Annotated in this window: 18 protein-coding genes; 15 read left to right on the top strand and 3 right to left on the bottom strand. The window is 36.7% G+C overall.

Annotation, left to right across the window (positions count from 1 at the left end; translation table 11 throughout):
• Window positions 1-6: 6 nt before the first annotated feature.
• From D2K60_RS10920 to D2K60_RS10900, 5 genes are read left to right on the top strand one after another with little or no spacing between them, the layout of a single operon-like run.
• A complete protein-coding gene (locus tag D2K60_RS10920) occupies window positions 7-1,128 on the top strand; it encodes a betaine/proline/choline family ABC transporter ATP-binding protein (protein WP_117170028.1) in 1,122 nt (373 codons plus the stop codon).
• Window positions 1,129-1,770, top strand: coding sequence for an ABC transporter permease (locus D2K60_RS10915; protein WP_117170027.1), 642 nt, complete (start codon window positions 1,129-1,131; stop codon window positions 1,768-1,770).
• Window positions 1,771-1,800: 30 nt separating this feature from the next.
• Window positions 1,801-2,712, top strand: coding sequence for an ABC transporter substrate-binding protein (locus D2K60_RS10910; protein WP_117170026.1), 912 nt, complete (start codon window positions 1,801-1,803; stop codon window positions 2,710-2,712).
• 47 nt (window positions 2,713-2,759) lie between these two features.
• Entirely contained in the window at window positions 2,760-3,401 is a 642-nt protein-coding gene (locus D2K60_RS10905) for an ABC transporter permease (protein WP_117170025.1), read from the top strand.
• 19 nt (window positions 3,402-3,420) lie between these two features.
• Window positions 3,421-4,602 (top strand): M20 family metallopeptidase, encoded by a 1,182-nt coding sequence (locus tag D2K60_RS10900; RefSeq protein ID WP_117170024.1) that lies wholly within the window; start codon window positions 3,421-3,423, stop codon window positions 4,600-4,602.
• 413 nt (window positions 4,603-5,015) lie between these two features.
• Here D2K60_RS10900 and D2K60_RS21140 read toward each other — a convergent pair whose 3' ends face one another.
• On the bottom strand, window positions 5,016-10,394 hold the full coding sequence (locus D2K60_RS21140) for a rhamnogalacturonan lyase family protein (RefSeq protein ID WP_117170023.1): 5,379 nt from the start codon (window positions 10,392-10,394) through the stop codon (window positions 5,016-5,018).
• A 400-nt stretch (window positions 10,395-10,794) separates the two neighbouring features.
• On the opposite strand from D2K60_RS21140, the gene D2K60_RS10890 reads away from it, so the two are divergent.
• The 8 genes from D2K60_RS10890 to D2K60_RS10855 all read left to right on the top strand — a co-directional run bounded on the left by D2K60_RS10890 (window position 10,795) and on the right by D2K60_RS10855 (window position 21,989).
• Window positions 10,795-12,081, top strand: a complete 1,287-nt coding sequence (locus tag D2K60_RS10890) for a Gfo/Idh/MocA family protein (RefSeq protein ID WP_117170022.1) — start codon at window positions 10,795-10,797, stop codon at window positions 12,079-12,081.
• A gap of 491 nt (window positions 12,082-12,572) precedes the next feature.
• The gene (locus D2K60_RS10885) at window positions 12,573-14,357 is read left to right on the top strand and encodes a cache domain-containing sensor histidine kinase (protein ID WP_117170021.1); all 1,785 of its coding nucleotides are present in this window, start codon (window positions 12,573-12,575) and stop codon (window positions 14,355-14,357) included.
• Window positions 14,332-15,876 carry a response regulator transcription factor gene (locus tag D2K60_RS10880; protein WP_117170020.1) on the top strand — a complete coding sequence of 515 codons (1,545 nt, stop codon included), beginning with the start codon at window positions 14,332-14,334 and terminating at the stop codon, window positions 15,874-15,876. Before D2K60_RS10885 ends, D2K60_RS10880 begins: the two co-directional genes overlap by 26 nt.
• Before the next feature lie 120 nt (window positions 15,877-15,996).
• A complete protein-coding gene (locus D2K60_RS10875; protein ID WP_117170019.1) occupies window positions 15,997-17,331 on the top strand; it encodes an ABC transporter substrate-binding protein in 1,335 nt (444 codons plus the stop codon).
• A 100-nt stretch (window positions 17,332-17,431) separates the two neighbouring features.
• Window positions 17,432-18,328 (top strand): carbohydrate ABC transporter permease, encoded by an 897-nt coding sequence (locus tag D2K60_RS10870; RefSeq protein WP_117170018.1) that lies wholly within the window; start codon window positions 17,432-17,434, stop codon window positions 18,326-18,328.
• Between the two features lie 2 nt (window positions 18,329-18,330).
• Window positions 18,331-19,170, top strand: coding sequence for a carbohydrate ABC transporter permease (locus tag D2K60_RS10865; RefSeq protein ID WP_117170017.1), 840 nt, complete (start codon window positions 18,331-18,333; stop codon window positions 19,168-19,170).
• Window positions 19,171-19,279: 109 nt separating this feature from the next.
• A complete protein-coding gene (locus D2K60_RS10860; RefSeq protein ID WP_117170016.1) occupies window positions 19,280-19,897 on the top strand; it encodes a YesL family protein in 618 nt (205 codons plus the stop codon).
• 22 nt (window positions 19,898-19,919) lie between these two features.
• Complete coding sequence (locus D2K60_RS10855; protein WP_117170015.1) at window positions 19,920-21,989, top strand: glycosyl hydrolase 115 family protein; 2,070 nt, start codon at window positions 19,920-19,922, stop codon at window positions 21,987-21,989.
• A gap of 218 nt (window positions 21,990-22,207) precedes the next feature.
• Here the strand turns inward: D2K60_RS10855 and D2K60_RS10850 are convergent, their stop codons facing one another.
• Window positions 22,208-22,855, bottom strand: a complete 648-nt coding sequence (locus tag D2K60_RS10850; RefSeq protein WP_117170014.1) for a glycoside hydrolase domain-containing protein — start codon at window positions 22,853-22,855, stop codon at window positions 22,208-22,210.
• A gap of 65 nt (window positions 22,856-22,920) precedes the next feature.
• Between D2K60_RS10850 and D2K60_RS20665 the strand changes: the two genes are divergently transcribed.
• Window positions 22,921-23,079: a hypothetical protein gene (locus D2K60_RS20665; protein WP_162880754.1), complete on the top strand. Its 159-nt coding sequence runs from the start codon at window positions 22,921-22,923 to the stop codon at window positions 23,077-23,079.
• A gap of 128 nt (window positions 23,080-23,207) precedes the next feature.
• Window positions 23,208-24,032 (top strand): metallophosphoesterase, encoded by an 825-nt coding sequence (locus D2K60_RS10845; RefSeq protein WP_117170389.1) that lies wholly within the window; start codon window positions 23,208-23,210, stop codon window positions 24,030-24,032.
• Between the two features lie 31 nt (window positions 24,033-24,063).
• On the opposite strand, the gene D2K60_RS10840 is transcribed toward D2K60_RS10845, so the two are convergent.
• The gene (locus tag D2K60_RS10840) at window positions 24,064-24,645 is read right to left on the bottom strand and encodes a nucleotidyltransferase family protein (RefSeq protein WP_117170013.1); all 582 of its coding nucleotides are present in this window, start codon (window positions 24,643-24,645) and stop codon (window positions 24,064-24,066) included.
• Between the last annotated feature and the right edge of the window lie 6 nt (window positions 24,646-24,651).

The following is a 24,651-nucleotide window of genomic DNA, read 5'->3' as shown; positions in this document are numbered from 1 at the left end:
GAACTCTTGATTCAATTAAAACAGATAAATAAAGTTTACGATGATGGTTTTCAAGCATTAAAAAATATTGATCTTACATTTGAAGAAGGAAAAATTAATGTGTTAATCGGTCCGAGTGGTTGTGGTAAAACAACAACAATGAAATTACTTAACAGATTAACAGAACACACGGATGGCCAAATTTTGATTGATGATAAAGATATTAAGGATATTAATCCGATTCAGCTTCGTCGTCAAATGGGTTACGTGATTCAAAGTATTGGTTTATTTCCACATATGACGATCTATGATAATGTAGCGACGGTTCCAAAGCTACTAAAGTGGGAAAAAGCACGAACTAGAAAACGTGTAGAAGAGTTACTAAATATGGTGAATTTGGCACCAGAAACATACATGAAACGTTATCCTTCCGAATTAAGTGGAGGACAGCAACAACGAATAGGTGTTATTCGTGCGCTTGCTGCAGAACCTTCTACAATTCTTATGGACGAGCCCTTTAGTGCACTAGATCCAATCAGTAGAGAACAACTACAGGATGAACTCGTTCGACTTCAAAAAGAAATCAAAAAAACAATTGTATTTGTTACCCATGATATGGATGAAGCAATCAAGATTGCTGATCAAATCATTCTGATGAAGGGTGGCGAAATTGTTCAAAAAGGATCCCCAGAGGAGATTCTAGCTAATCCAGCAAATGATTTCGTGAAAGAATTCATTGGATCAGATAGACTTGATCAAGCCAAAAAATTACCATCCGTACAAGAGCTTTCTGTAAAAGACTATATGGTGCTTTCAACTGAAACAACAGTGGATTTGGCAATAGAGGATATGGTTACAAATAATGTTGCAGAACTGCCAGTTGTCGATGAAACAGGAAAGTATTTAGGTGTGCTAAGCCTGTATAAGGCTTTAGCAAATAAAGCGGCACGGCTTTCTGAAATAGTTGATTATTCAGTCATTACTGTTAATGAAACAACGGATCTTAATTTAGCGATGGGTGACTTAAGTAAAACGAAATCGATTATACCAGTTCTGTCAGAAGATAAGAAACTAGTTGGGATAATCGAGAATAGTACATTGTTTGTAGCTCTTCATCAAATATATGAGAGTAAGAGTGGTGTGGCTTAAATGGAAATGATTTTAGATTACATTGATTTTTGGCAAAGAAAATATGATTCTATACTAGGTTATACCTATGAACATATTCTAATTTCCTTTACGGCTATACTACTTGCTATTGTTATATCTGTTCCATTAGCAATTTATATGACGAAAATGAAAAACGAAAAACTGAAAAATCTTATATTTAACATAGCTAATATTTTTCAAACAATACCTACAATTGCTTTACTAGCAATCATGATACCTATTTTAGGGATTGGTTTTAAACCAGCTGTGGTAGCGCTCTTCTTATATGCGCTTCTTCCATTATTACGGAACACATATGCTGGTGTGCAATCGATCGATCCCGGTATTGTTGAAGCAGCTAGGGGGATGGGTTTTAATACGTTTCAACGTTTATTTAAGGTCGAGTTACCTGTTGCATTGCCTTATATTATGTCAGGAATTCGAGTCACAACCGTTTATGTAATTAGTTGGACGACTTTAGCAGCTGTTATTGGTGCTGGCGGCTTAGGTGGACTAGTACTTGCTGGTATTGGGTTTAATGATAAAGAAATGATTTTCACCGGAACGATATTAGCTATTGGTATCGCGTTGTTATTAGATTTTGTTTTTGCAAAAATTGAAAAAGGCCTTTCAAAAGCCTAAATATAAAAAGAAAAAAGGGGACATTACATTATGAGAAAGTTTTTATTTGCAAGTTTATTCGCAGTATTAATGTTAGCACTAGCAGGATGTGGCGATAATGAATCAGCTGATGGTGGAACAACACTTGAATACGGTGCACAATCGTATACTGATCCGAAAGTCATGAGCCAAATTGTTAAATTATTAGTGGAAGACCAAACAGATCATGCAGTAAATATTACAGAAGATATTCAAGCAAGCCCACAAATCATGGCTGCTTTAGATCGCGAAGAGTTTGATATTGCAACACTTTATTCTGGTGAAGTATATAATAACCACTTTGATGAAGATGAAGTAGAATATTCAACAGATCCGCAACAAACAATTGAACAAGCACAAGAATTATTTGGTGCAGAGTATGATATGAAATGGTATGACTCAATTGGATTTAGTAACCAATATGGTATTGCAATTCAAGGTGATTTTGCTGAAGAAAATAACATAACAACTATGTCTGATCTTGGTGAATTCGCTGATCAACTAATCGTTGGTACAGATAGTTCATGGATTGAAAGAGAAAATGACGGTTATGCAGGTTATCAAGAAGCATATGGATACAGCTTTGATGATGTTCGTGGTATGGAAGTTTCACTCATGTATGAGGGTATTAATAGTGATGAGTTAGACGTTGTAACAGCTTATACTGTTGATCCACAAATCTTAGAGTATGATTTAAAATTATTAGAGGACGATGCAAGTTTCTTCCCTCCATATGATGCATCATTAGTAGCAAGAAATGAAATAATTGAAGAATATCCAGAAGTTAGCGACATTCTTGATTCAATCGTAGGTTTGATTAGTACAGAAGAAATGACACAATTAATTCATGAAGTAGATATTAATCAACGTACTCCTGAAGAAGTTGCAGCTGAATTCTTAGAAGAAAAAGGTATGCTTGAATAAGCGAAACAATGTTTTATAATAAAATCTTTTTAAAAAGGTGATTTGACATGAACTTTATCACTGAACTTGGTCAATATATGCTAGAAAATTATGCGGAATTATTAGCGTTAACAGTGGAACATATATTAATGGTTGTCTACGGGATTGTGCTTGCACTTGTCGTAGGTGTGCCATTAGGTATTCTAGCTGCGAAATTTGAAAAAGCAGCACCATTTATTCTTTCTCTAACAAATATTTTGCAATTAGTACCTAGTTTAGCTATGTTAGCAATCTTAATGATTTATTTTGGATTAGGATTTGAAACAATGGTTATTGGTTTGTTTTTCTATTCTTTACTTCCAATCGTAAGAAATACGTATGTAGGGATTAGGGAAGTAGAAGAAGGTATCACCGAAGCAGGTATTGGTGTTGGTATGACGTCCTTACAATTATTAGCAAAAATACAGCTTCCATTATCTATTCCATTTTTAATGGCAGGATTGCGTGTAGCTTCAGTTATAGCTGTTTCCGTAGCTTGTATTGGGCCATATATCGGAGCAGGTGGACTAGGGAAAGAAATCATCTCTGGTATTAGTCTTCAATCAGATCTAAAAATCTATGCTGGTGCTATTCCTGCTGTATTATTAGCAGTTATTGCAGACTTCATTTTGGGTAAGGTAGAGAATAAGACTAAAGAACGAACAACGTAAGATAGGAGTGAATATTCACTTGAAAGAGCAAATGTTTTTGAAACTAGACGAATTATATGACGAAATGGTTGATATACGACGACACTTACACATGAATCCAGAGTTGTCTTTTCAAGAACATGAGACAGCCAAATTTATTGCCGATTATCAAACAAAGTTAGGATTAGATGTACAGACTAATGTTGGTGGATTAGGTGTTGTTGCCACATTAAAAGGTGGGAAACCTGGTAAAACTGTAGCGATTCGGGCGGATTTTGATGCTTTACCAATAGAAGAAGAAAATGATGTGCCATATAAATCTCAAAATTCTGGTGTGATGCATGCTTGTGGTCATGACGCTCATACAGCGATTGCGCTTGGAATAGCGAAAGCGTTAGTAAGTGTGAGGGATGAATTAGAAGGTACAGTAGTCTTTATTCATCAACATGCGGAAGAAGAAGATCCAGGTGGGGCAAAATCGATGATCGAAGCGGGTGCATTAGAAGGTGTCGATGCTGTTTTTGCCACACATATGGAAAACTATATTCCGGTAAATCATATTTCACATAATGATAACTATATACTCGGTTCATCAGATGACTTTGTGATCGAAATAAAGGGTGTTGGTGGACATGCAGCCTTTCCACATGATACAACGGATGTTATTTCGATTGGGAGTCAACTTGTAAGTAACTTACAACAAGTAGTGAGTCGGAAAGTAGACCCATTAAAGTCAGCTGTCTTGACGATTGGTTCGTTTCAAGCTGGAAGTAAAGCAAATGTTATTTCTGGTGCTTGTATAATGGAAGGAACAGTAAGGACATTTGATAAAGACGTTCGTCAAGAAATGTATGACTGGATAAAGCAGATTACCGAACATACATGTAAAGCATTCGGTGCGGATTACCATATTGATTATCAATTTGGTTACCCAGCAACGAAGAACGACAAGACGATGAATCAACTGCTTGTTAATGCAGCAAAAGATGTATTACCTGCAGAAAATATCAAAGCAGATCCACCAACAATGGGTGCAGAGGATTTCTCTTACTTCCTTGAACAAAAGCAAGGTACCTATTTCTTTACAGGATCAGCGAATGAGGAGAAAGGATTTATTTATCCGTATCATCATCCTAAATTTGATATCGATGAAAAAGCATTAGAGAATGGTGCAAAAGTATTAACAGCTACTATTTTTGATTTTTGGAAAACGTATAATTAAGTGGAATGAATCATACTTCTGAGTTAAATCAGTAGTTATAATGCAAGCTCACAATAGGCGTTAGATAAATTATTAAAAAAAGAGACAGAACCTGTAAAGCGGTAAATTACCGTAATGCAGCTCCTGACTCTTTTTTTATTTGATGAGCGTTTTAATCCGACGGAAGAGGGTGCTAATTCGGCGGAGCGCGTCTTAATTAGGCGGAAGGACGCCATAATTCGGCGGAGCGCGTCTTAATTAGGCGGAAGGACGCCATAATTGGGCGGAAGGTGTCTTAATTAGGCGGAAGGACGCCATAATTGGGCGGAGCACGTCTTAATTAGGCGGAAGGATGCCATAATTGAGCGGAGCTAGAATTAATCAATACAAAAAGGTAGCCAATTGGCTACCTTTTTGTATTGATTAAATGAAACTTACTTTTTCACTGCTCTTTTGCGCGTGTATAGCCAAACACCACTAGCAGCCAATAGTAGGACCAGACCTATAAGTAAGAAGTTAAACATAGTCGTCGCTGTATCTGGTAGATTACCTTGACCCTTAGAACTAGTATCTTTTGAATCCGCTAGATTGTCTGAATCCTTAGAGTTAGTATCTGTTCCTTTATCGTCCTCTTTAGCTGAATCTTTTTCTTCTTCTTCTTTTTCAACAACAGAATCTTGCTCATCCTCATTATCCTCATCATCTGATCCACCACTACCACTATCAAGCGTGATGTCACTGTCAGTTAAGGTTTTGGCTAATGAAATAAGCACATTTGCTTGCTCGTCAGTTAAAGCATCCGTACTAGTAGCTTTTACTGCGTTAATATAAGCAGTGAGTTGTAGGTCAAGCTCATCCTGGTCATCGCTTTCATTCGCATTTTTTGCATTGGCTAATGTTGTTTGTAAGTACTCCACTAGTTGTTGTTCGCCACCATTTTCATCAACAAATTGCTTGGTTAAATTGGCTAGACTATCAAAGTCAACTTCGACTTTGATGCTAAGAGATTGAGTAGCACTATTCTCAGCCAAGTCGTGCGCAGTTGCCTCAAAATCATGGGTGCCTAAACCTAATTGATATGCTGGTATGATTATTTTTTCGAAATCGGATGTTGCTCCACCAGACAATGCATCCTCAACAACTACTGCGATTGTTATTTCCTGGTCTACTGTAAAGATAGTATCAGTAGATTCAGAGAATTCAATTGTCGGTGCAGTTCTATCAATCGCAATGCTAAACGATTTTTGTTCTTCGACATTCCCAGCGTTATCTTCACTCCAGTAAGCGATTGTATGTGCACCATCTTCTTCTAATGTTACTGATGTGCCTTCTTGTGGTTCTCCAGTATTCACCGTATAAAATGTTTTGTTAGTTCCAGATTCTTGATCTTCAGCATTAAAATCAATCGTTACTGGTTTATTGTACCAATCGTTCGTTTGTTCTTGATCAATTTGATAGCTTGTTACTGGTGCAACCGTATCAGAGTGCGCAACGTCAACTACGGCAATATTAGGTCTAGTCGGTTCTGCCATTCCTTCGCCAATAAAAAAGCTAGGGTGTGGCGGCTGATTGTAGCCAACATTTTGCCATGCGACTGCAACACGATATTGTGCATCATGCATCAGTGTATGGATTCTTGTATCTGTTTCTTCTGGTGTAAAGTAGACACGTAAAACACTACTATCTTCGGTTCTCCAAATGACTTCTTCCCGCCAGTCACCAAATAAGTCTGCTTGTAATGCCGGTGTACCTTTTGTATGATTATTTGAAAATGTTCCATCTGCAGTGAGTAAATTAACTGATTCGCTATTCTGATAATCCCACTTATCGATTGTACCGACACCAACGCCAGCGTCTTCATTCCACTTATGGTCTAGTATTTCACGAAGTACATCGCCATCCCACCAAATCGCAAAATTGGATGCAGGGATCGAATCGGAAATTTTCTCGCCATTTGCTTTATGCAAGCCACCTACTGTGCTATTCCACGCACCATCAACGGCCCATGCTTCTGAACCTTCATATCGGGGATCAATATCAGCTGTCAGTCCACGTCCTGTGTCTTGACCAGTTTCTATTCCCCATAAAATTTCGCCAGTTTCCGCATCACGCATATCATAGCCATATGGTTTGCTAGTATCTTCTTGTGTTGAGAAGATCTCTAGACCATCGTTACTTGGATCAAATTCGCCTACATGTAGTGCATCACCATGTCCAAGATCTGAATTATATAAGCCAGTTCCATCATCGTCGATCGTTACTTGGCCATAGATGATCTCATCTTTTTGATCATTATCGACATCCGCTACACTTAAGGAATGGTATCCTTGTCCAGCATAATCACTATAACCTTCATCTTTCGTATCAAATGTCCATTGCTTTTCTAACTTTCCATCAGAAAAATTATAAGCAACCAAAACAGATCTTGTATAGTAGCCACGTGCCATAACGAGACTTGGTGTTTCGCCATCTAAATATGCAATTCCAGCTAAGAACCGGTCGACTCGATTACCATAACTATCGCCCCATGCGGAAACATCTCCACGTGCTGGTTCGTAGTCAATCGTATCCATTGCAGCACCTGTTTCACCATTAAAAATTGATAAATATTCTGCTCCTTGTAGTATATAACCATTGGTATATCGGTAATCAGCGTCAGCTTTTCCGATGACATTTCCTTCACCATCAATTGTCCCATCTGACGTTTTAAATGCTACCTCAGCTTTTCCGTTCCCATCGAAGTCATATACCATGAATTGGGTATAATGGGCCCCTGCACGGATGTTTACACCTAGGTCAACACGCCATAATTGCGTGCCATCGAATTCATATGCATCGATATAAACATTACCTGTGTAACCAGCTTTGGAGTTATCTTGTGCATTACTTGGATCCCATTTTACGATCAATTCATATTCTCCATCACCGTCCAAATCACCGACACTTGTATCATTGGCACGATATGTGTAAGGATCTCCAAGTGGTGTCACGCCATCATCTGGTTTGTTTAATGGTATATCAAAGTGATTATTTTCTAATACAGTTGTTTCGACGCGTTCTCCGAATATTTCACCATTAACGATCGGATGGATTTGATAACTAGAGTCAGCTGTCCCATTTTCATCAACAAAATTGGTAGTTGATTGAATTGGATCTTCGGTTAACAATTCGCCGTCTCGGTAAATGTTAAAACCAATAGCTTCAGGATCAGTTCCTAGTAATCTCCAGCTAAGAAGGACACCTTCATCTGTTTTAAGAGCTATTGGTGCCCGGTCGATATCTTCCATTTGTTTTAAGAGAACTGTGTCTGCAGGTGTTTTTAATCGATCTGATTTTTCGGAAACACCACCGGCATTAACAGCAGCTACGCGATAGTAATACGGAATAGTTGTTAATACTGTTTCATCGGTAAAACTGTTAGTGGTTGCTTGTCCAACTAAAACATCCTCGCCATCTTCTGCATCTGCACGATAAATGTTGTATGAACTAACATTTTCAACAGTATCCCAACTAATCGTTAGGTCATTTTTATTTACAGAATCTAGTTTTAAATTCTCTGGTGCAACTGGTACTTCTTGATTGGAGTCAATCATAGATACAGTTAAAGGTAGTGAAGGAACGGTTTCTGTCCCAACGTTATCAATTGTTGTTACTGTATACTCATATTCAATCCCAAGTACTACACTATTGTCTGTAAAAGTTGGTTCCGTTGTCGCATCAAGTAATTCAGTTGTGCTAGTTCCGGCAACTTTACGATAAACATTATAAGATGTTGCACCACCTGCTGCATCCCAAGAGATCGTAGCATAAGCGTTATCTGATTCAAACGATTGATCATCCAATGCTAAACCGCTTGGTGCTACCAATATTGGTGTTAATTCTAAGCCATTAGCAATCCCAGTTGAGCCTGCAAAATTTAGATTCATTTGGCCATCTGTAATCGCGACTTCTGGAATAACTTTTTCCGTAGATCCTTGTCTAGGAGCAGATATTCCACCGTAGCCTTGGTTTTCAATTGTTAACTCTGTGCGTGCGCTGCCTAAAAAATCACCAACATGAACCTTAACGGCATATAAGCCATTGGGAACGTCAACGTTAAAATCCCAACCAACACTAAAGTAACCGATCCAATCTCGTAATAAATCATCTCCTCCACGGTCACGAACGATGACACCATCATTGCTTACTAATCCATAACCACTATCTTTGTTGTATACCGTCGTAGGATCTACACCTGTGTATCCTTCCGCTACGGTTTGCCCTTCAGGACCAAAATCAAATTTGAATGTAGCTTCTTTTGTTAGGATATCACGTGTTTCAGAGTGTTCTGATTCACCTTTGGCATTAACTGCAGTAACAAAAACCTGGTATAGGTTTCCTTCTTCCATCCCATTTAAATTAACTTTTGAAACGGTTGAGGTAGATACAAGTTCAAAATCAGTATCTTCCAGCTTTTTTTGATAAACACGGTAGATATCCGTTTCATCAACGTCGTCCCAGCTTAATATGGCACCAGCGTTACTTACCCCAGAAACTTGTAGATTCGTAGGTTGTGCTGGTACCGCTTCAGGTAAAGTTACATCAGCCACTAAAGAAGCCAGTTTTGTATCTAGTTCCTTTATGCCGCTTGATAATAATTTTGCGATTTGTATCGCACCGTATTCCTGGAAGTGCGTATCATCTTGCACACCGTCTGGAAAAGCGCTATACACACCAGCATCAGCGTGTAAAAACACGGAGCGCGTGCCTTCTGGACCAATTTCATTGTAATATGCCCGGCTTAATGCACTTAAATCAACTAATAAAACGTCTAAGTCTTCCGCTACTTCTTCCATGCCCTTAATATATTCGGGAAAACTAACATTGAATTGGCCATTAGATGCGTTGAAGTCTCTGCGTCCAACTGGTGTAACTAATACAGGAATACCACCGCGTTGACGAACACCTGTAACATATGTCTCTAAATAGTCTTTGTATTGCTCAACTGTTACATAGCGTTCCGGTCGACTACTTGTAGAATCGTTATGTCCAAATTGAATCAATAGATAATCTTCAGGCTGTATATCTCTTAAAATAGTATCTAATCTACCTTCTGTAACAAACGTTTTTGAACTACGACCACCAATTGCTTGGTTATCAACTGTTACATCGGTACTTAGAAAACGATCTAACATTTGTCCCCAACCTGCCTGCGGTTTCCAGTATGGATCGTACGTTTGTGCCGTTGAATCACTTGCCACATAAATGGTTGGATTTTCTGCTTTTGTACGTGTTTGTAATTCTGAAATCATGAGTGCACTTATTTTGGGATTTGATCCGGTCAACTCAATTGTTAATTGACCATCAATCAGAGCGATATCAAATGTACGCTCCGTTATTTCTCCAGCATTTAATGAAGCGTCCTGTACTTTTTGAATGGAATCAGCTACAACCCCAACCTCAGTTGCGTCATCTTCATCACCTAATAGGACAGTGACCGCATAATCTCCATTCGGAAGATCAACTTGAAATGATGTTTCAGTGTACGTAACAAAATCGGTTTGTAACGTATCTGCACCAGCCCGATTTATTGCAGTGACTTTGCTTGGATCAACAAATCCGTAGCCATTTTCTTCGCTATATGCGGTTTGATCAGATATTTTTTCAAACCCATCAGCAAGTTCGCTATCATCTGTTCCAAAATCAAATTGTTTTACAAATATCTCATCTTCAGCTTGTACAACAATAGTAGTTAGTGGCATACTCGTAGCTACTAATAACACAGATAGAAATAGTGCAAACCAACGCGTTTTTGACCTCATTATCCGTAACATATTCCATCCTCCTTTTTTTATTACCTGATACCGTACAGTTAACTAATCACCTCCACATAAGTCTTTAGAGCGCTTACAATAAAAGACTAGCATAACTTGTCCTTAAATTTAGATGAAAAAACAGTTGCTTCTGTTAAGAAAACAGTTGATCATTCGTCAATATCTTTATAAATTGTGGTAATCACTGTTTATTAGTTAGTTCTATGTCGAATTTTCACCTTAAAAAGGTTTTTGTAGGTGACAGGAAAACAAATAGAAAACAACGTTGTTATTATATTTGTTATTGTTGTATTATGGAAAGAGGATAGGAAAATTTTATAGAAAGGATGTATTGTCTACAATTTAAAGAAAGCGCTATCACATAAAATATAATTTAAATTAAAACAAGGAGTTGTTTTAGGTGAAAAAAAAATATGTCTTAGTGGGTGTAGGTGGAAGAGCCGAATTCTTTTATGGAGCAGTTGTGCGTGATTTTGAAGATACAAGTGAACTAGTAGCATTTTGTGATATCAATCAAACGCGAATGGATTATGCGAATCGATTATTGGAGGAAAAATATAAACATAAACAAATTGCATCTTATCGCTCCAATGCATTTGACCAAATGATCAGAGAACAAAAACCAGACACGGTCATTGTAACCTCAATTGATCGAACACATCATAGCTTTATCATTCGAGCATTAGAATTAGGCTGTGACGTGATTACAGAAAAACCAATGACAGTTGATGCAGACAAGTGTCAAGAGATCATCGACACCGTTAATAGAACAGGAAAAGAGGTTCGTGTATCTTTTAATTATCGCTATGCACCGCATAATACAAAAATAAGAGAATTAATTAAAAATGATGTTATAGGTGAAGTATTTTCTGTCAATTTTGAGTGGGCGTTAAATACGCAACATGGTGCCGATTATTTCCGCAGATGGCATCGGGATAAGCGTAATAGTGGCGGATTACTAGTCCATAAATCGACCCATCATTTCGATCTCGTTAACTTTTGGTTAGGGACAACACCAGAAGTTGTTTATGCAACAGGTGGCTTACGTTTTTATGGAAGAGAAAATGCGGAAAAAAGAGGAGTAACTCATTTTTATCAACGTGCACACGGAAGTGAAGTAGCAAAAGACGATCCATTTGCCGTTCACTTGGAAGAAAATGAGCACTTAAAAGCGATGTACTTAGATGCAGAACAAGAGGATGGCTATCAACGTGATCAAAGTGTTTTTGGTGATGGCATTAGTATTGAAGACACATTAGGTGTGCTCGTTACTTATAAAAACAAAGCGATCCTCACGTATTCTTTAAATGCTTATTTACCATGGGAAGGATATATGGTTTCATTTAATGGAAGTAAAGGCAGGATTGAAGTTAAAATATGTGAGCAGTCTTATATCAATTCTGGTGGTGATAAGGCGGATGAAGGAAGTGTAGAGGAAAAGTCAATTCGAGTATTACCGATGTTCGATGAGCCGTATGATGTGGAGTTAGATGAAGGTTTAGGTGGCCATGGCGGTGGTGATCCCTTATTGTTGCAGGATATTTTTGGCACGCCAATAGATGATACGTTTCACCGTGCGGCAACACATGTTGATGGCGCGATGTCTATTCTAACAGGAATAGCAGGAAATATATCTCTAAAAACAGGTCAACCAGTCCATGTTGACGAACTTATAACATGGAAATAAAGTGAATCACATCGCACGAAGAAAATGGATTTATATTATCGAGGAGTCTCCGTATATTTCCATCACTAGCATAGTGGTATATTTCATGAGTTAAAAATAACAAGTAAGAGAGAAAACAAGCTCTCTATCTCTATTTTTTGCACGGTGAATTTATTAGTACAAAAAACTAGTGGATCAAGTTAAATGGGTGACACTCCAGCAGGAACAGCACGGGCTGAAGATCCACTCGGAAGTGTTCTTTGCTTCCGAGTTAGCTGAAGCCGTGCCTGTGGAAAGGGAGCCCAATTCACTTACTCCACGAGGCATAAACTCTCATTATATCGGAGTTTATAGTTCCAATCTTTTACTATGTTCTAACATTATTGAATTTAAAATCTCCTATTGACTAACTACCTTAGATTCCACTCAAAACAAAACTTCTATAGGCAACAAATCACAAAGAAAATGAACGCAGCAATTGTAACATCACCACAAAATAAAGGAGTGGTCTGATGTTTAACAGGATCAAAACTTTTTATTCGGACCTCAAAATTAAAAATAAAATGTTTATTTTAACTTTAGTCGTACTGTTTACATTTAGTTTAGGTAGTCTTTTTATTTTACAATACGCATTTAATATCTATAACAAAGAAATTTATCGTCAGTCTGCTCAGTCTTTAAGTGTATCTTCTAGCTCGATTGAAAATGAATTAAAAAAAATGGAGCGACTATCTTTTCAATTAGCTACAGATCCATATGTACAATCTTATTTATTGAAGTTAAAAGAAGCTGACAATCAATATGAGCAGTTTATTATCGGTGTAGAACTTAGAAAACGATTATTAGACTTAGGAGGTCTTAATAAATACGTCGAATCATTACAAGTATACGATCTTGATGATAAGGAATATGCAACGGGTAATTATATGTTGACATTAGCTGAAAGTCGACTGCGTAATATAAAAAACAAAACATATCCTGAAAAGGGAGGAGCACAATGGATTTTTCCAGATCAAACTGATGAAGCGATAATTGTTGGTCGAGAAGTTAAGTATTATCTAAACTCATTTTCATTGGAAAGAATCGGAATCGTGACTGTTCGAGTTGATCTAGAAGAAATTATCACGGATTTTTCAAAAGCCTTAAATGAAAAGGGAGCTCAGTTGGTTATACATGACGGTGAAGATAACCAACTTTATCCATCTATCTTAGCAAAAGAATATATTCTTAATAAGAATGAAGATTCTGAAGGATATAAGATAATTAAAGATAGTGATACGAAAGAACGTTTTTTTATTACGTATACGCCAACAGCATATACAAAATGGACGTATATGATTATTACACCGTACAGTAATCTTTTTAAAGCAATATCTTCGGTAAGAAAGGCTGTCTTTATTACCTATTTCGTTTTATTTGTTATTATGACATATTTTGGTGGGCGTTTTATAGGAGGTATTACTGGGCCAATTGAAAGTCTAAACAGAAAAATGAAGCGCGTACAAACTGGTAACTTTACTTATTTTGACGAAGAAGCTGATAGCAAACTATCACGAGATGAATCAGGACAAATGCATGATAATTTCCAAAAGATGATGAGCCAAATAAATTTTCTGATAGAGGAAAATTATAAGAAACAATTAGTGATTAAGGACTCTGAATTTAGAACATTACAAGCACAGATAAATCCACACTTTTTATATAATACATTAGAATCAATTAATTGGGCAGCAAAAATGGGCGGAGAGCATAAAATATCTAATATGGCAGAATCTCTAGGCTATATTTTACGTGCATCAATTAACACGAAGGAATCCGTTATTACACTTGAAAAAGAACTGATAGTTGTAACACACTATATAACCATTCAGTCTTATCGATTTGAAGAAAGGTTAAAGTTTCATTCGTCAATACCAGATGCATATCTGCATTGCATCGTTCCTAGATTTGTTTTGCAACCATTGGTTGAAAACGCTATTCGGTATGGCTTACAGAAGATGATCGGAACGTGTTCGATCGAGCTCAGTGCAAAAGTTGAAAATGCGTACTTGATCATCAGTGTTAAGGATGACGGTCCAGGAATTGATCGACAGTTTTTAAATCAGTTAAAAAATGGTGATTATGTGCCAAAGGGAACTGGAATAGGCTTAAAAAATATTAATGAACGAATTAAAATTCTGTTTGGTGAAGACTATGGTATTGAAGTCGAAAGTGATGAGAATAAAGGTACAACGGTACAGGTAATCTTACCTTTTGAAGGAGTGGTGCGCAATGTACAAGGTATTATTAGTGGATGATGAAAGAACTATTTTAGAGGGTATATCTTCCATTATAGATTGGGAATCGGAAGGTACTGAATTAATCGGTACAGCTTGTAATGGTGTGGAGGCACTAGAATTCATTTCAATTCGTCAACCAGATATTGTGATTAGCGATATCATGATGCCTGGATTAGATGGAATCCAACTGATAGAGAAAAGTAAGAAACATTTTCCGAACATAAAATGGATCTTATTATCGGGATTTAGTGAATTTGATTATGCCCAAAATGCGATGCAGTCTGGTGTGAAACATTATTTGCTAAAACCATGTAATGAAAAGACGATAGCACATGCGCTGAGGGATCTTGTAAAAGATCTCAATTACGATAAGGAAAAAGTTTTATATGTAGAAAATATCGAAGGCAAGTTGGAAGGAATTGATTACAACGAAAAAGAACAATGTTTGAAGGAATTACTAACAATTAAAAAAATCAAAAAAGAAGATTACCTGAAAGATACATTATCGATTAACGAAAATGTTCAGGTATTAGTATTCTACTGTAAAGAATATTTCGATACGGATCAATACCGCGTACTAAAAAAAATCATCGATGATATATTAGGAAATGCAAATTACGAGACATATACAATAGTAGGGAATGACTTAATTGTGTTGATTAAGGAGCATGAAGAGCAGCAACATCTTCTATATATGATTAAAAAAATTCAAACAAGCTATGCAAAAGCTGTAAATGTTGAGATGACAATTGTGGTTAGTCATGCCTGTGCGTTATCACGTGTTTATCAGACTTATCATGAGTCACATCGGTATTTGGATCAACAATTTTATCGGGGAACTGGAAGCATCCTAACGCTGTCCGATGACGTAAAACAGCAAAATAATAATGCGGAACTATATCGTTATGATAGTGAACGATTACTTCATTTACTCAAATCAGGTAGTTATGAGGAAGTGAAATTGGAGCTAAGCAAAATTTTTACCATGATATATGATCTGAAATTAAAATCAAGTCTGACAAAATCCTATCTAATCCAGATGTTCTTATATATTATGAACAAAAGTTTAGGAAACGTTAAAGGAGATCGTACAGATTATATGGAACAAATAGCAGGAATAGAAGATTTAGAGACGCTTGAACAATGCTTTGCTACTCTAGAAGATATTTGTTGGCGTATGATGCACAATACTTCAAAGACGGACAGTTATTCATCAATTGTGATAAAAATGATTGATATTATTCAAAATAATTTAGAGAATTCTTATTTATCATTACATTGGATTGCTAAAGAACAACTATTTATGAATGTAGATTATTTAGGTAAATTATTTAAGAAAGAAGTTGGTTATAAGTTTTCTACCTATGTGACGAATAAAAGAATTGAAAGGGCTGTTGAGATCATCGAGCGGGAGAAAGATATCAAAGTCTTTGAGTTGGCTGATAAACTGGGTTTTGGCAACAATCCGCAATATTTTAGCCAAATTTTCAAAAGGATAACAGGTGTAACACCTTCTGACATTATCAAGTCAGGTTAGCGATGTAAACACTTCACTTGTTTTTGAACAACTATAACTGTTTTTTCTATCATTGATTTTATGAAAAGCTGTTAAGATTAGATTGTAATGTAATCGCTTACAATATGAAGGAGGGTAAAAATGAAAAAAACGCTATTTTTATTGCTCGGTCTTATGATGGTTTTATGGTTATCCGCATGCAGTGATGATTCTTCAGGGGACACAAATGAAACTGGAGATGAAGCTGCTACAGAAACAGAGGATGACGGTGCAAGTGATGATGCTAAAGACGAAGGTGAGGAAGTTACATTAAGGTTAGCTTGGTGGGGTGACCAACCAAGACATGATTATACAAGTGAAGTTGCTCAAATGTATATGGATCAAAATCCTAATGTGAAAATTGAAGTTGAATTCGCAAGTTGGGATGATTATTGGCAGAGATTAGCACCGCAAGCAGCAGCAAATGAATTACCAGACATCATTCAAATGGATCTTTCTTATTTAACACAGTATGCTCAAAATAATCAATTGGCCGATTTAACACCATTTCTAGATAACCAAATTGATGTTTCAAACATAGCGGATACCGTCGTCTCAGGTGGTTCGGTTAATGATGGGATATACGGGTTCAACTTAGGTGTAAATGCTCTTGGTTTCCATTATGATCCTGCAGTTTTAGCTGAAATTGGTGTAGATGCAATTCCAGAAGATTGGACATTTGATGACTTTCAAGATATGTCTGCTAAGGCAGTAGATGCTGGATTGTTCTTCGATACTGGTTATAAAGGTGACGTATTTTTTAATTATTATTTACGTACACAAGGGAAACGACTTTATGCAGAAGATGGTAGTGGCTTAGGCTATGATGATGATCAATTATTTGTTGACTTCTTCTCTAAGATTGCAGATCAAGTTGAAAATAAAGCAACACCAACACCAGACTATTTAGCTCAACTAACTGGTATTGAGGATGATCCAGTGGTTAAACAAGAAGGTGTCGGTATTTGGCAATGGTCAAATCAATTCGTTGGTGTACAACAGGTTGCTGATAGACCAATGGAAATTGCTCCAATGCCAGGTCCAAATGCTGTTGAAGGTTTATTTTTAAAACCAAGTATGTTCTTCTCGGTTTCTGAAAATTCAGCGCATAAAGAGGCTGCAGCATCATTTATCAGTTTCTTTGTTAATGATGTCGAAGCAAACAAATTAATCTTAGGTGACCGTGGTGTACCTGGATCTTCTGAAGTGAAAGAGGCACTAAAAGCAGAAATATCAGAATCACAACAGCAAGTGTTTGAGTATGTCGAGTGGGCGGAACAAAATAGTTCACCAATGGGCGCAGCAGATCCATCTGGTGCTGGTGAAGTAATTGAATTATTAGATATGATCACAGAGCAAATTAGTTACGGTCAAATTACGCCTGAAGAAGCTGCAACTAGCTTTAGAAGTCAAGCTGAAAGTATGCTTGGAAATTAATTAAGCGTGTATAGCAACGATAGATAGCTGATCTTTGCTCTTATAGATCAGCTATCTACTTTAAAAGCCATAGAAGTTCCTATAGAAAGGAGATGAGTAAATGAACACGCGTATGAAAGATAATTTATGGGGATACTTTTTTATTGGACCATTTATTATTGGTTTCCTAGCTTTTACATTTATTCCGATATTATCGTCGCTATATTTTTCGTTTACTTCATATGATTTATTTTCTTCTCCAACCTGGATAGGCTTGGACAACTTTAAAAAAATGTTTACCGAGGATCCGAGATATTTCCAATCATTAAAAATAACGATTATCTATGTTTTTGGTGGTGTACCAGCACGATTAGTCTTCGCACTAATAGTTGCAATGTTGTTAAATACAGCTTCAAGAGCAGTCGGGATTTACCGAACCATGTACTATATGCCATCTCTAATTGGTGGTAGTGTTGCAGTCGCAATTATGTGGCGTAATATTTTCGGTGATGATGGTATTGTCAATTTGGCTTTACAAGGCTTAGGATTAGATGCTATTCGTTGGTTTGGTGATCCGACAGCAGCACTTTGGATGCTTATTGCTTTATCGGTTTGGCAGTTTGGTTCATCGATGTTAATTTTCTTAGCAGGTCTAAAATCGATTCCGCAAAGCTACTATGAAGCAGCAAGTGTGGATGGTGCAAATTTCATGCAAAAGTTCTTTTCTATAACGATCCCGATGTTAAGTCCAGTTATTTTGTTTAATATGATCATGCAAACAATCGCGGCATTTATGACTTTTGTTCCTGCATTCATTATTTCAAAAGGTACTGGTGGACCATTAGATGGAACGCTCCTTTATTCTCTCTATCTATTTAAACAAGGGTTTGAGTACTTTAACATGGGCTATGCGTCAGCAATGGCTTGGGTAATGCTAATAATAATCGCTGTATTGACATCTATTATCTTTGCAACATCAAGATTTTGGGTTCACTACGAGTCAGAAGGGGGTAGATAAAGATGCGTGTTTCTAGACCAAAGTATTGGTTGTATCACATTCTAGTTGGCGGATTTGCCATTTTGTTACTCTATCCAGTTATTTGGCTTTTAATGAGTTCTTTTAAAGTAAGTGAACAAATTTTTATCACAGCAGATGCATTGCTCCCTGATCCGTTTATCATATCAAACTATGCGCAAGGCTGGGAAGGGTTTGCAGGTTTCTCTTTTGGTGTATTTATTAAAAATACATTAGTGTTTGTTGCCTTTATGCTAGTAGGCCACTTGGTTTCTTGTTCCTTAATTGCATTCGGATTTGCTCGCTTGAAGTTTGCTGGAAAAGGAATTTGGTTTGCTGTTATGATGTTCACTTTAATGTTACCTTATGAGGTTGTAATGATTCCACAGTATATCATTTTCTCTCAATTAGGTTGGTTAAACTCGTTAAAACCATTAGTAGTTCCAGCATTTTTTGGTCATCCATTTTTCATCTTCCTACTGGTTCAATTTATTCGAACCATTCCAAGAGACTTAGATGAAGCCGCACGAATTGATGGATGTAATACCTTTAGTATATATTACAGAATTATTTTACCATTGATAACACCAGCTTTAGCTACTACAGCTATTTTCACCTTCTATTGGACTTGGGATAACTTGCTTGGACCAGTTCTTTATTTAAATAGTCCTAGTAAATATACGGTTTCAATGGCCCTCAATATGTTTTTGAGTAATGAAACAGTATCTAGCTGGGGAGCGATGTTTGCGATGTCTATTCTCACATTAGTTCCAGTATTTATTATCTTCTTTATTTTCCAACGTTATGTGGTAGAGGGGATAAGCACAAGTGGGATAAAAGGTTAAACGTTTGGCTAATAGGATTGCAACGAGGCAAGTAATTTACAAATGAAAAAACGTAAGTGATTGCCTCTAGCTTACCTAAAAATAAAGTTATTTAGGAGGCGATCCAATTATGAATGCTTTAAATAACGCATTAGAATGGTTTGTAAGGATGGCATTTCTAAATATGTTATGGCTTATTTTTTCAGCACTTGGGCTTGTTGTTATTGGCTTCTTTCCCGCTCTTGTTGCGACATTTACGATTGTACGTAAATGGTTGGTTGGCGAGGTAGATATTCCTGTTTTTAAAACATTTTGGCAGACATATAAAAAAGAATTTATTCGCAGCAATATCCTAGGTTACGTACTTACGATTTTTGGAGTGATTTTGTATGTTGATATTTTGATATTTAATGCATCATCCAATACGCTTATTAATTTGTTAAGCATTCCTCTTGTTATTGTTACGATGGTCTATTTATTGACATTATTTTATATATTCCCAACCTTTGTTCATTATGAAATGAAGCTAGTGCAAGTAATTAAAAACGCTTTTCTAGTAATGATTTTAAATCCATTTCCGACAATAATTATGTTACTTGGAACAATAGGAATCATTTTTGTATCCCTTACCTTCCAAGCCTTAGTACCAGTACTAAGTGTAAGTTTGTTAAGTTTGACACTTATGATGCCTTCAATTCGGGCGTTCGATAAAATAACCGAGAAACAAGCGAAGTTTTTGATAAAATAATAGTGTTAGGAGGGTGTCAGATATGACTAACGATTCATTTATTATCGATAAGGATACCGTTATAAACATTCCAAAAGTTACTGAATCAGCATTTCAACATGGATTAGATATCTTTATCCGAGATTTTAAAAAAGTTATCGGACACCAGCCTGCTATAGTTAGTAATAAAACTTTAGCAAATTTAATAATTCGTTATCCAGAAATGGATGAAGATATAGTGAATCAGGAGGAATCCTTTTTAATTCGTTTCACAAAGATGCATAACACGTCTGTTATGCATCTCATTGGAAGCGATGATTTGGGGATCGTTTTTGGATTGTTATACATAAGTAAAAAGTATTTTGGGGTTGATCCATTTTGGTTTTGGAGCGATATCGAAATACCGAAAAAAAGCAGTGTAATAATTCCAATTCAGACATATGATTCAGAAATGCCAGCTGTCCGTTATAGGGGTTGGTTTGTTAATGATGAAGACTGTTTGATTGGTTGGAAAGAAGGGTATCCGCCAACGGAAGAAGTTTGGTTACCTGTTTTTGAAGCACTGTTAAGATGTGGCGGTAATATGGTCATCCCAGGGACAGACTTACCTAGAGATGGCATCCATTTTGAACTAGCTTCAGAGATGGGTTTGTGGATAACCCATCATCATGCTGAGCCGCTTGGAGCAGAAATGTTCTCACGCGCGTATCCAAACAAAAAACCGAGTTATAAACAACATCCAGCTTTATTTGAACAGTTGTGGGAAGAGGCGATTATCAAACAAAAGCACAAAAAAGTATTATGGGTACTTTCTTTTCGAGGGCAAGGTGATAGACCTTTCTGGGATCATGATCCTGATTATAATACAGCAAAAAAACGAGGCGGACTAATTAGCAGTGTTATTAATCGTCAATTTGAGATGGTGAAAGCACATGTGCAAAATCCAGTTTGTTGTATGGCTCTTTACGGGGAAATAGCAGAATTATACCGACAGGGAGAAGTAACTGTACCTGATGGTGTGATAAAAATATGGGCAGATAATGGTTACGGAAAAATGGTATCAAGAAGGAATGGAAATACGAATCAGAGAGTTTCGACGTTACCTAGTCCAAGTGATGGTGAAAGTCATGGTATTTATTATCATATTACCTTTCATGATTTACAAGCATCCAATCATTTGACAATGTTTCCTTCCTCATCAGAACTTATCCGTGATGAACTTGTTAGCGCATTTTCAGCTCAAGCTAATAGCTATCTGTTACTGAATTCAGGTAACGTCCGTCCCCATTTGTATCAGCTAGACCTTGTAAGTAATTTATGGAAAAAAGGAAACGTTAATATAAATGTCCATTTGAGTGAGTTTATCAGTCGACTTTTCTCTACTTATCATGATGAAATTTTTGCAGTCTATAAAGACTACGTAAAAATCACCATTCAATATGGAGAAAATAAGGACGATCGAGCTGGTGATGAATTCTATCACCATACTGCGAGAAAATTGATCGGACACTGGTTAACTGGTAAAACAGATCAATCATTGGAAAAATTACATTGGGCAACGGGAGATTTACCTTTTGAAAAACAAATAGAATGGTTTGATACGAAATGTAGGGAACGGATAAATAAGTGGCAAGATCTAAAAGTCAGGTGTTACGTGATCAAGAGGAAATTGAATCCTATTGAGCAGACAAGGTTTCAAGATCTACTAATCATGCAAATAGAGTTACATGAATCGGGATGTAAAGGACTTGTATCCCTATGTGAATCATACTATTCGTATCAATCGGCTAAATATCCACAGGCGTTTGTTCAGGCGTCGATTGCAATGCGGCATTATCAAGCAGGGATAGATGTCTGTAAAAGGTCAGAACATGGAAAATGGAAGAACTTCTTTTCGGCTGATTGGTTAACAAACATGGATATAACAATCTACAATCTCGATACACTAAGAAAATATATTCGAATGTACGGTGATTCGCCTGACTTTTTCTTGTGGTATAAAGCATATTTGATGCCAGAGTCAGAAAAGAATATCTATTTAGAGAATACCCATCGCGAGCCACTAAGTGACGATGATCTAGCAGAAATGCTTGAGAAAAAGTTTGGGTTTTGAAATTAATATGAATTAATTTACATTGTTCTTTTTTATCAAGCGTGATATAGTATTGTAGCGATGAGCTATTTTGTGTAAGTCGAAGGATTTGCCCTAGGGCTAAACGTTGAATGTGGTCAACGGTTTTTCGCCTCAAAACGTACATGACACGTGATTTTAATCGCGTGTATAAAAAAAGTCGATGCCAGCAATGGTATCGACTTTTTTTGTTTAATTATTTACCATAAAAGATTATATAACCGCTGATTGATCAAGTTCGTATTAATTGGGCATGTGGATGCATCGCGCCCATATTGCCATGCCCAAACGTTGGCTTTGCAATTTGGTTTCGATGGATCAAACTTTGGTGCATTTCTTTGTTTTGAAATACCTGTTTTTGGTTCTGCACTCCAAAGCACAGCTTGTACTGCTACTTGATCGTTTTGTGAGACGGCTTGGCAGTATGCAGACGTGAAATTACCCTCAATTAAATCATTATAAAATCCGGGTTTAAAACCAGTAGGATACATTGCTTCTACATAACCTAAAATCCAATCCGTATCCACTTCAAAAGAGTTCTCTACATTCGCAAATATAATCGTTCCCTCTGGAATACCTAGTCGTCTAGCATGGTAAACTGCATTTTGCGCAGTTGTGCGTCCTTCTCTACTACCAATCGCAGCTGTTAATTTACTATAAATAGGGATAATCTTTGTCCCACTATTGTGTAAAAGTTCTATCTCATTTTGGGTTAATCCTTCAGCAACACCATCCATCTGTGTAATATTTCTCCCCCAGTATTCTGGTTTTCCATAGTTTTTTAAAACACAATTATATAAATCCTTTGTCACATTCGTTGCAGAATCTACTCCCCATAAATAACTCACTCACAAAACCCTCTCCATACAAAATGTCGTTTGTACATGTATATGTGTAGGGAATCCTACTATGAATGAATACTAGATTTTCTAGTATTTCTGTTGGAATGATAGATAGTAATTGGGCGGAGCGAGGCAGTAATTGGGCGGAACGATGCAGTAATTGGGGGGAGCAAGGCAGTAATCCGGCGGAAACGAGCACGATAATTCAAAAGAGTATGACACGCAACTAGTTGCATAAAAGTAGTTGACTAGTTGATTATTTAGAAAAAATTGCTAGTGATTAAAGACAATTAAGCATGCAAATGGTAAAATAATGACACTGCGTGAGTTGATCAAAGATAGAGATGGAGATGTAGAGATGAAAAAGGGAACAAAATTCATTGTTATATCAAGCATTTTAGCGGCAATTTCTGTGTTAGTTAAAATATATCACGATACAAATTTCTTTAAAGTGCAACCTTTTAAGATCCAAACAAAAAAATTATCAAAAGGATCTTCCTTTTCAATTTTACAGTTAAGTGATATACATAATAAAGTTTTTTTAAATAATAATGAAATGCTACTTAATAAGGTAAATCAACTAGATGCAGATGTGATTGTGCTTACAGGTGATCTTATTGATAGGAAAACAAGAGAACTATCTCATGTGTTTCATTTGATTGAAAAGTTAGTTGAAATCAATCCACGTGTCTATTTTGTATCTGGAAATCATGAATGGGATAATTCAATACGAGAGAAATTATTTGATGGATTGCATGCTCGAGGCGTCAAACTACTTGATAATAAAAGTCAAACAATTACCGTTGCAAATACAAGACTTACGATACTAGGTGTGGCGGATTTTACTACACAGCATGCAGACCTAGACGTAGCGATGCAAAATATGGAACAAACGGATTACACCATATTATTATCACATGCTCCAGATATTTCATGGATGCTAGCAAAAACACCAATAGACGTAACGCTTAGTGGCCACACACATGGTGGACAAATACGATTACCCTTTATTGGTGCAATTGTTGCGCCCGGACAGGGGTATTTTCCATCATTGGATAAGGGGCTCTATCCTATGAAAAATGGCAAATATGTATATGTTGATAGTGGCGTTGGGACAACATGGTTTCCAATACGTTTCCTTAATCAAAGCCAAATGAGCTTGATAAAAATAGTTGGTGAGTAGTAAGGCACATAAGAGTAAGTTATATTCCAAGTTAAATGTGGTGAATTTTTAGTTTTGGCCAAATAGATTGCCAATTTTTCTGTTTTATTCTCTTTTCATAAAATTGCGCACGTTTTGCTGTTTCTTTAAAATAAGCTGTCGGTTTTACTTCTAAATTGAGCACATCAACAATGCCACATGGCGCAGTCAGAATTACATTATCCTTTGTATCTAATTTCACGCCAAGTGCAGTTGCTGTTTCAGGGAATTTTGAGATCGCATCTTCAGATGACATATACGGTGGAATGTCGTTTACAAGGTGCATTCTTGCTTCATTCTTAACGGACCAAGGTACATTAGGAAGAAGTTCTTTTAACACAGCCTCGTAATTTTTTTCAGTTACTTCATCTGTATTATCTTTATCAAAATAGATCACATCGATATCAGTTGGATTAGTCTTAGCAGTAAATGCGTGAAGGGTATCCCAAATTTTAGATCGTACAAAGCCAGCACATATCCACCAATCAGGCAAATTTAATGTCTTTGCTGTCCGTAAAATAGTCATCATTTCTCTGTCATTTTGAATTAGATTGATGATATCTTTTTCATTTTGCAATATAGCCACGACCTTCATGTTTTT

The sequence above is a fragment of the Paraliobacillus sediminis genome, assembly GCF_003426055.1.
The sequence above is the reverse complement of the archived record's forward strand: the minus strand, read 5'-3'. Positions and strand labels throughout refer to the sequence as shown.

Coding starts and splice junctions, on each gene's coding strand:
- D2K60_RS10915 (WP_117170027.1), top strand. CDS start 1,129: ATGGAAATGATTTTAGATTACATTGATTTTTGGCAAAGAAAATATGAT.
- D2K60_RS10910 (WP_117170026.1), top strand. CDS start 1,801: ATGAGAAAGTTTTTATTTGCAAGTTTATTCGCAGTATTAATGTTAGCA.
- D2K60_RS10905 (WP_117170025.1), top strand. CDS start 2,760: ATGAACTTTATCACTGAACTTGGTCAATATATGCTAGAAAATTATGCG.
- D2K60_RS21140 (WP_117170023.1), bottom strand. CDS start 10,394: ATGTTACGGATAATGAGGTCAAAAACGCGTTGGTTTGCACTATTTCTA.
- D2K60_RS10885 (WP_117170021.1), top strand. CDS start 12,573: ATGTTTAACAGGATCAAAACTTTTTATTCGGACCTCAAAATTAAAAAT.
- D2K60_RS10880 (WP_117170020.1), top strand. CDS start 14,332: ATGTACAAGGTATTATTAGTGGATGATGAAAGAACTATTTTAGAGGGT.
- D2K60_RS10875 (WP_117170019.1), top strand. CDS start 15,997: ATGAAAAAAACGCTATTTTTATTGCTCGGTCTTATGATGGTTTTATGG.
- D2K60_RS10870 (WP_117170018.1), top strand. CDS start 17,432: ATGAACACGCGTATGAAAGATAATTTATGGGGATACTTTTTTATTGGA.
- D2K60_RS10865 (WP_117170017.1), top strand. CDS start 18,331: ATGCGTGTTTCTAGACCAAAGTATTGGTTGTATCACATTCTAGTTGGC.
- D2K60_RS10860 (WP_117170016.1), top strand. CDS start 19,280: ATGAATGCTTTAAATAACGCATTAGAATGGTTTGTAAGGATGGCATTT.
- D2K60_RS10855 (WP_117170015.1), top strand. CDS start 19,920: ATGACTAACGATTCATTTATTATCGATAAGGATACCGTTATAAACATT.
- D2K60_RS20665 (WP_162880754.1), top strand. CDS start 22,921: ATGAATACTAGATTTTCTAGTATTTCTGTTGGAATGATAGATAGTAAT.
- D2K60_RS10845 (WP_117170389.1), top strand. CDS start 23,208: ATGAAAAAGGGAACAAAATTCATTGTTATATCAAGCATTTTAGCGGCA.
- D2K60_RS10840 (WP_117170013.1), bottom strand. CDS start 24,645: ATGAAGGTCGTGGCTATATTGCAAAATGAAAAAGATATCATCAATCTA.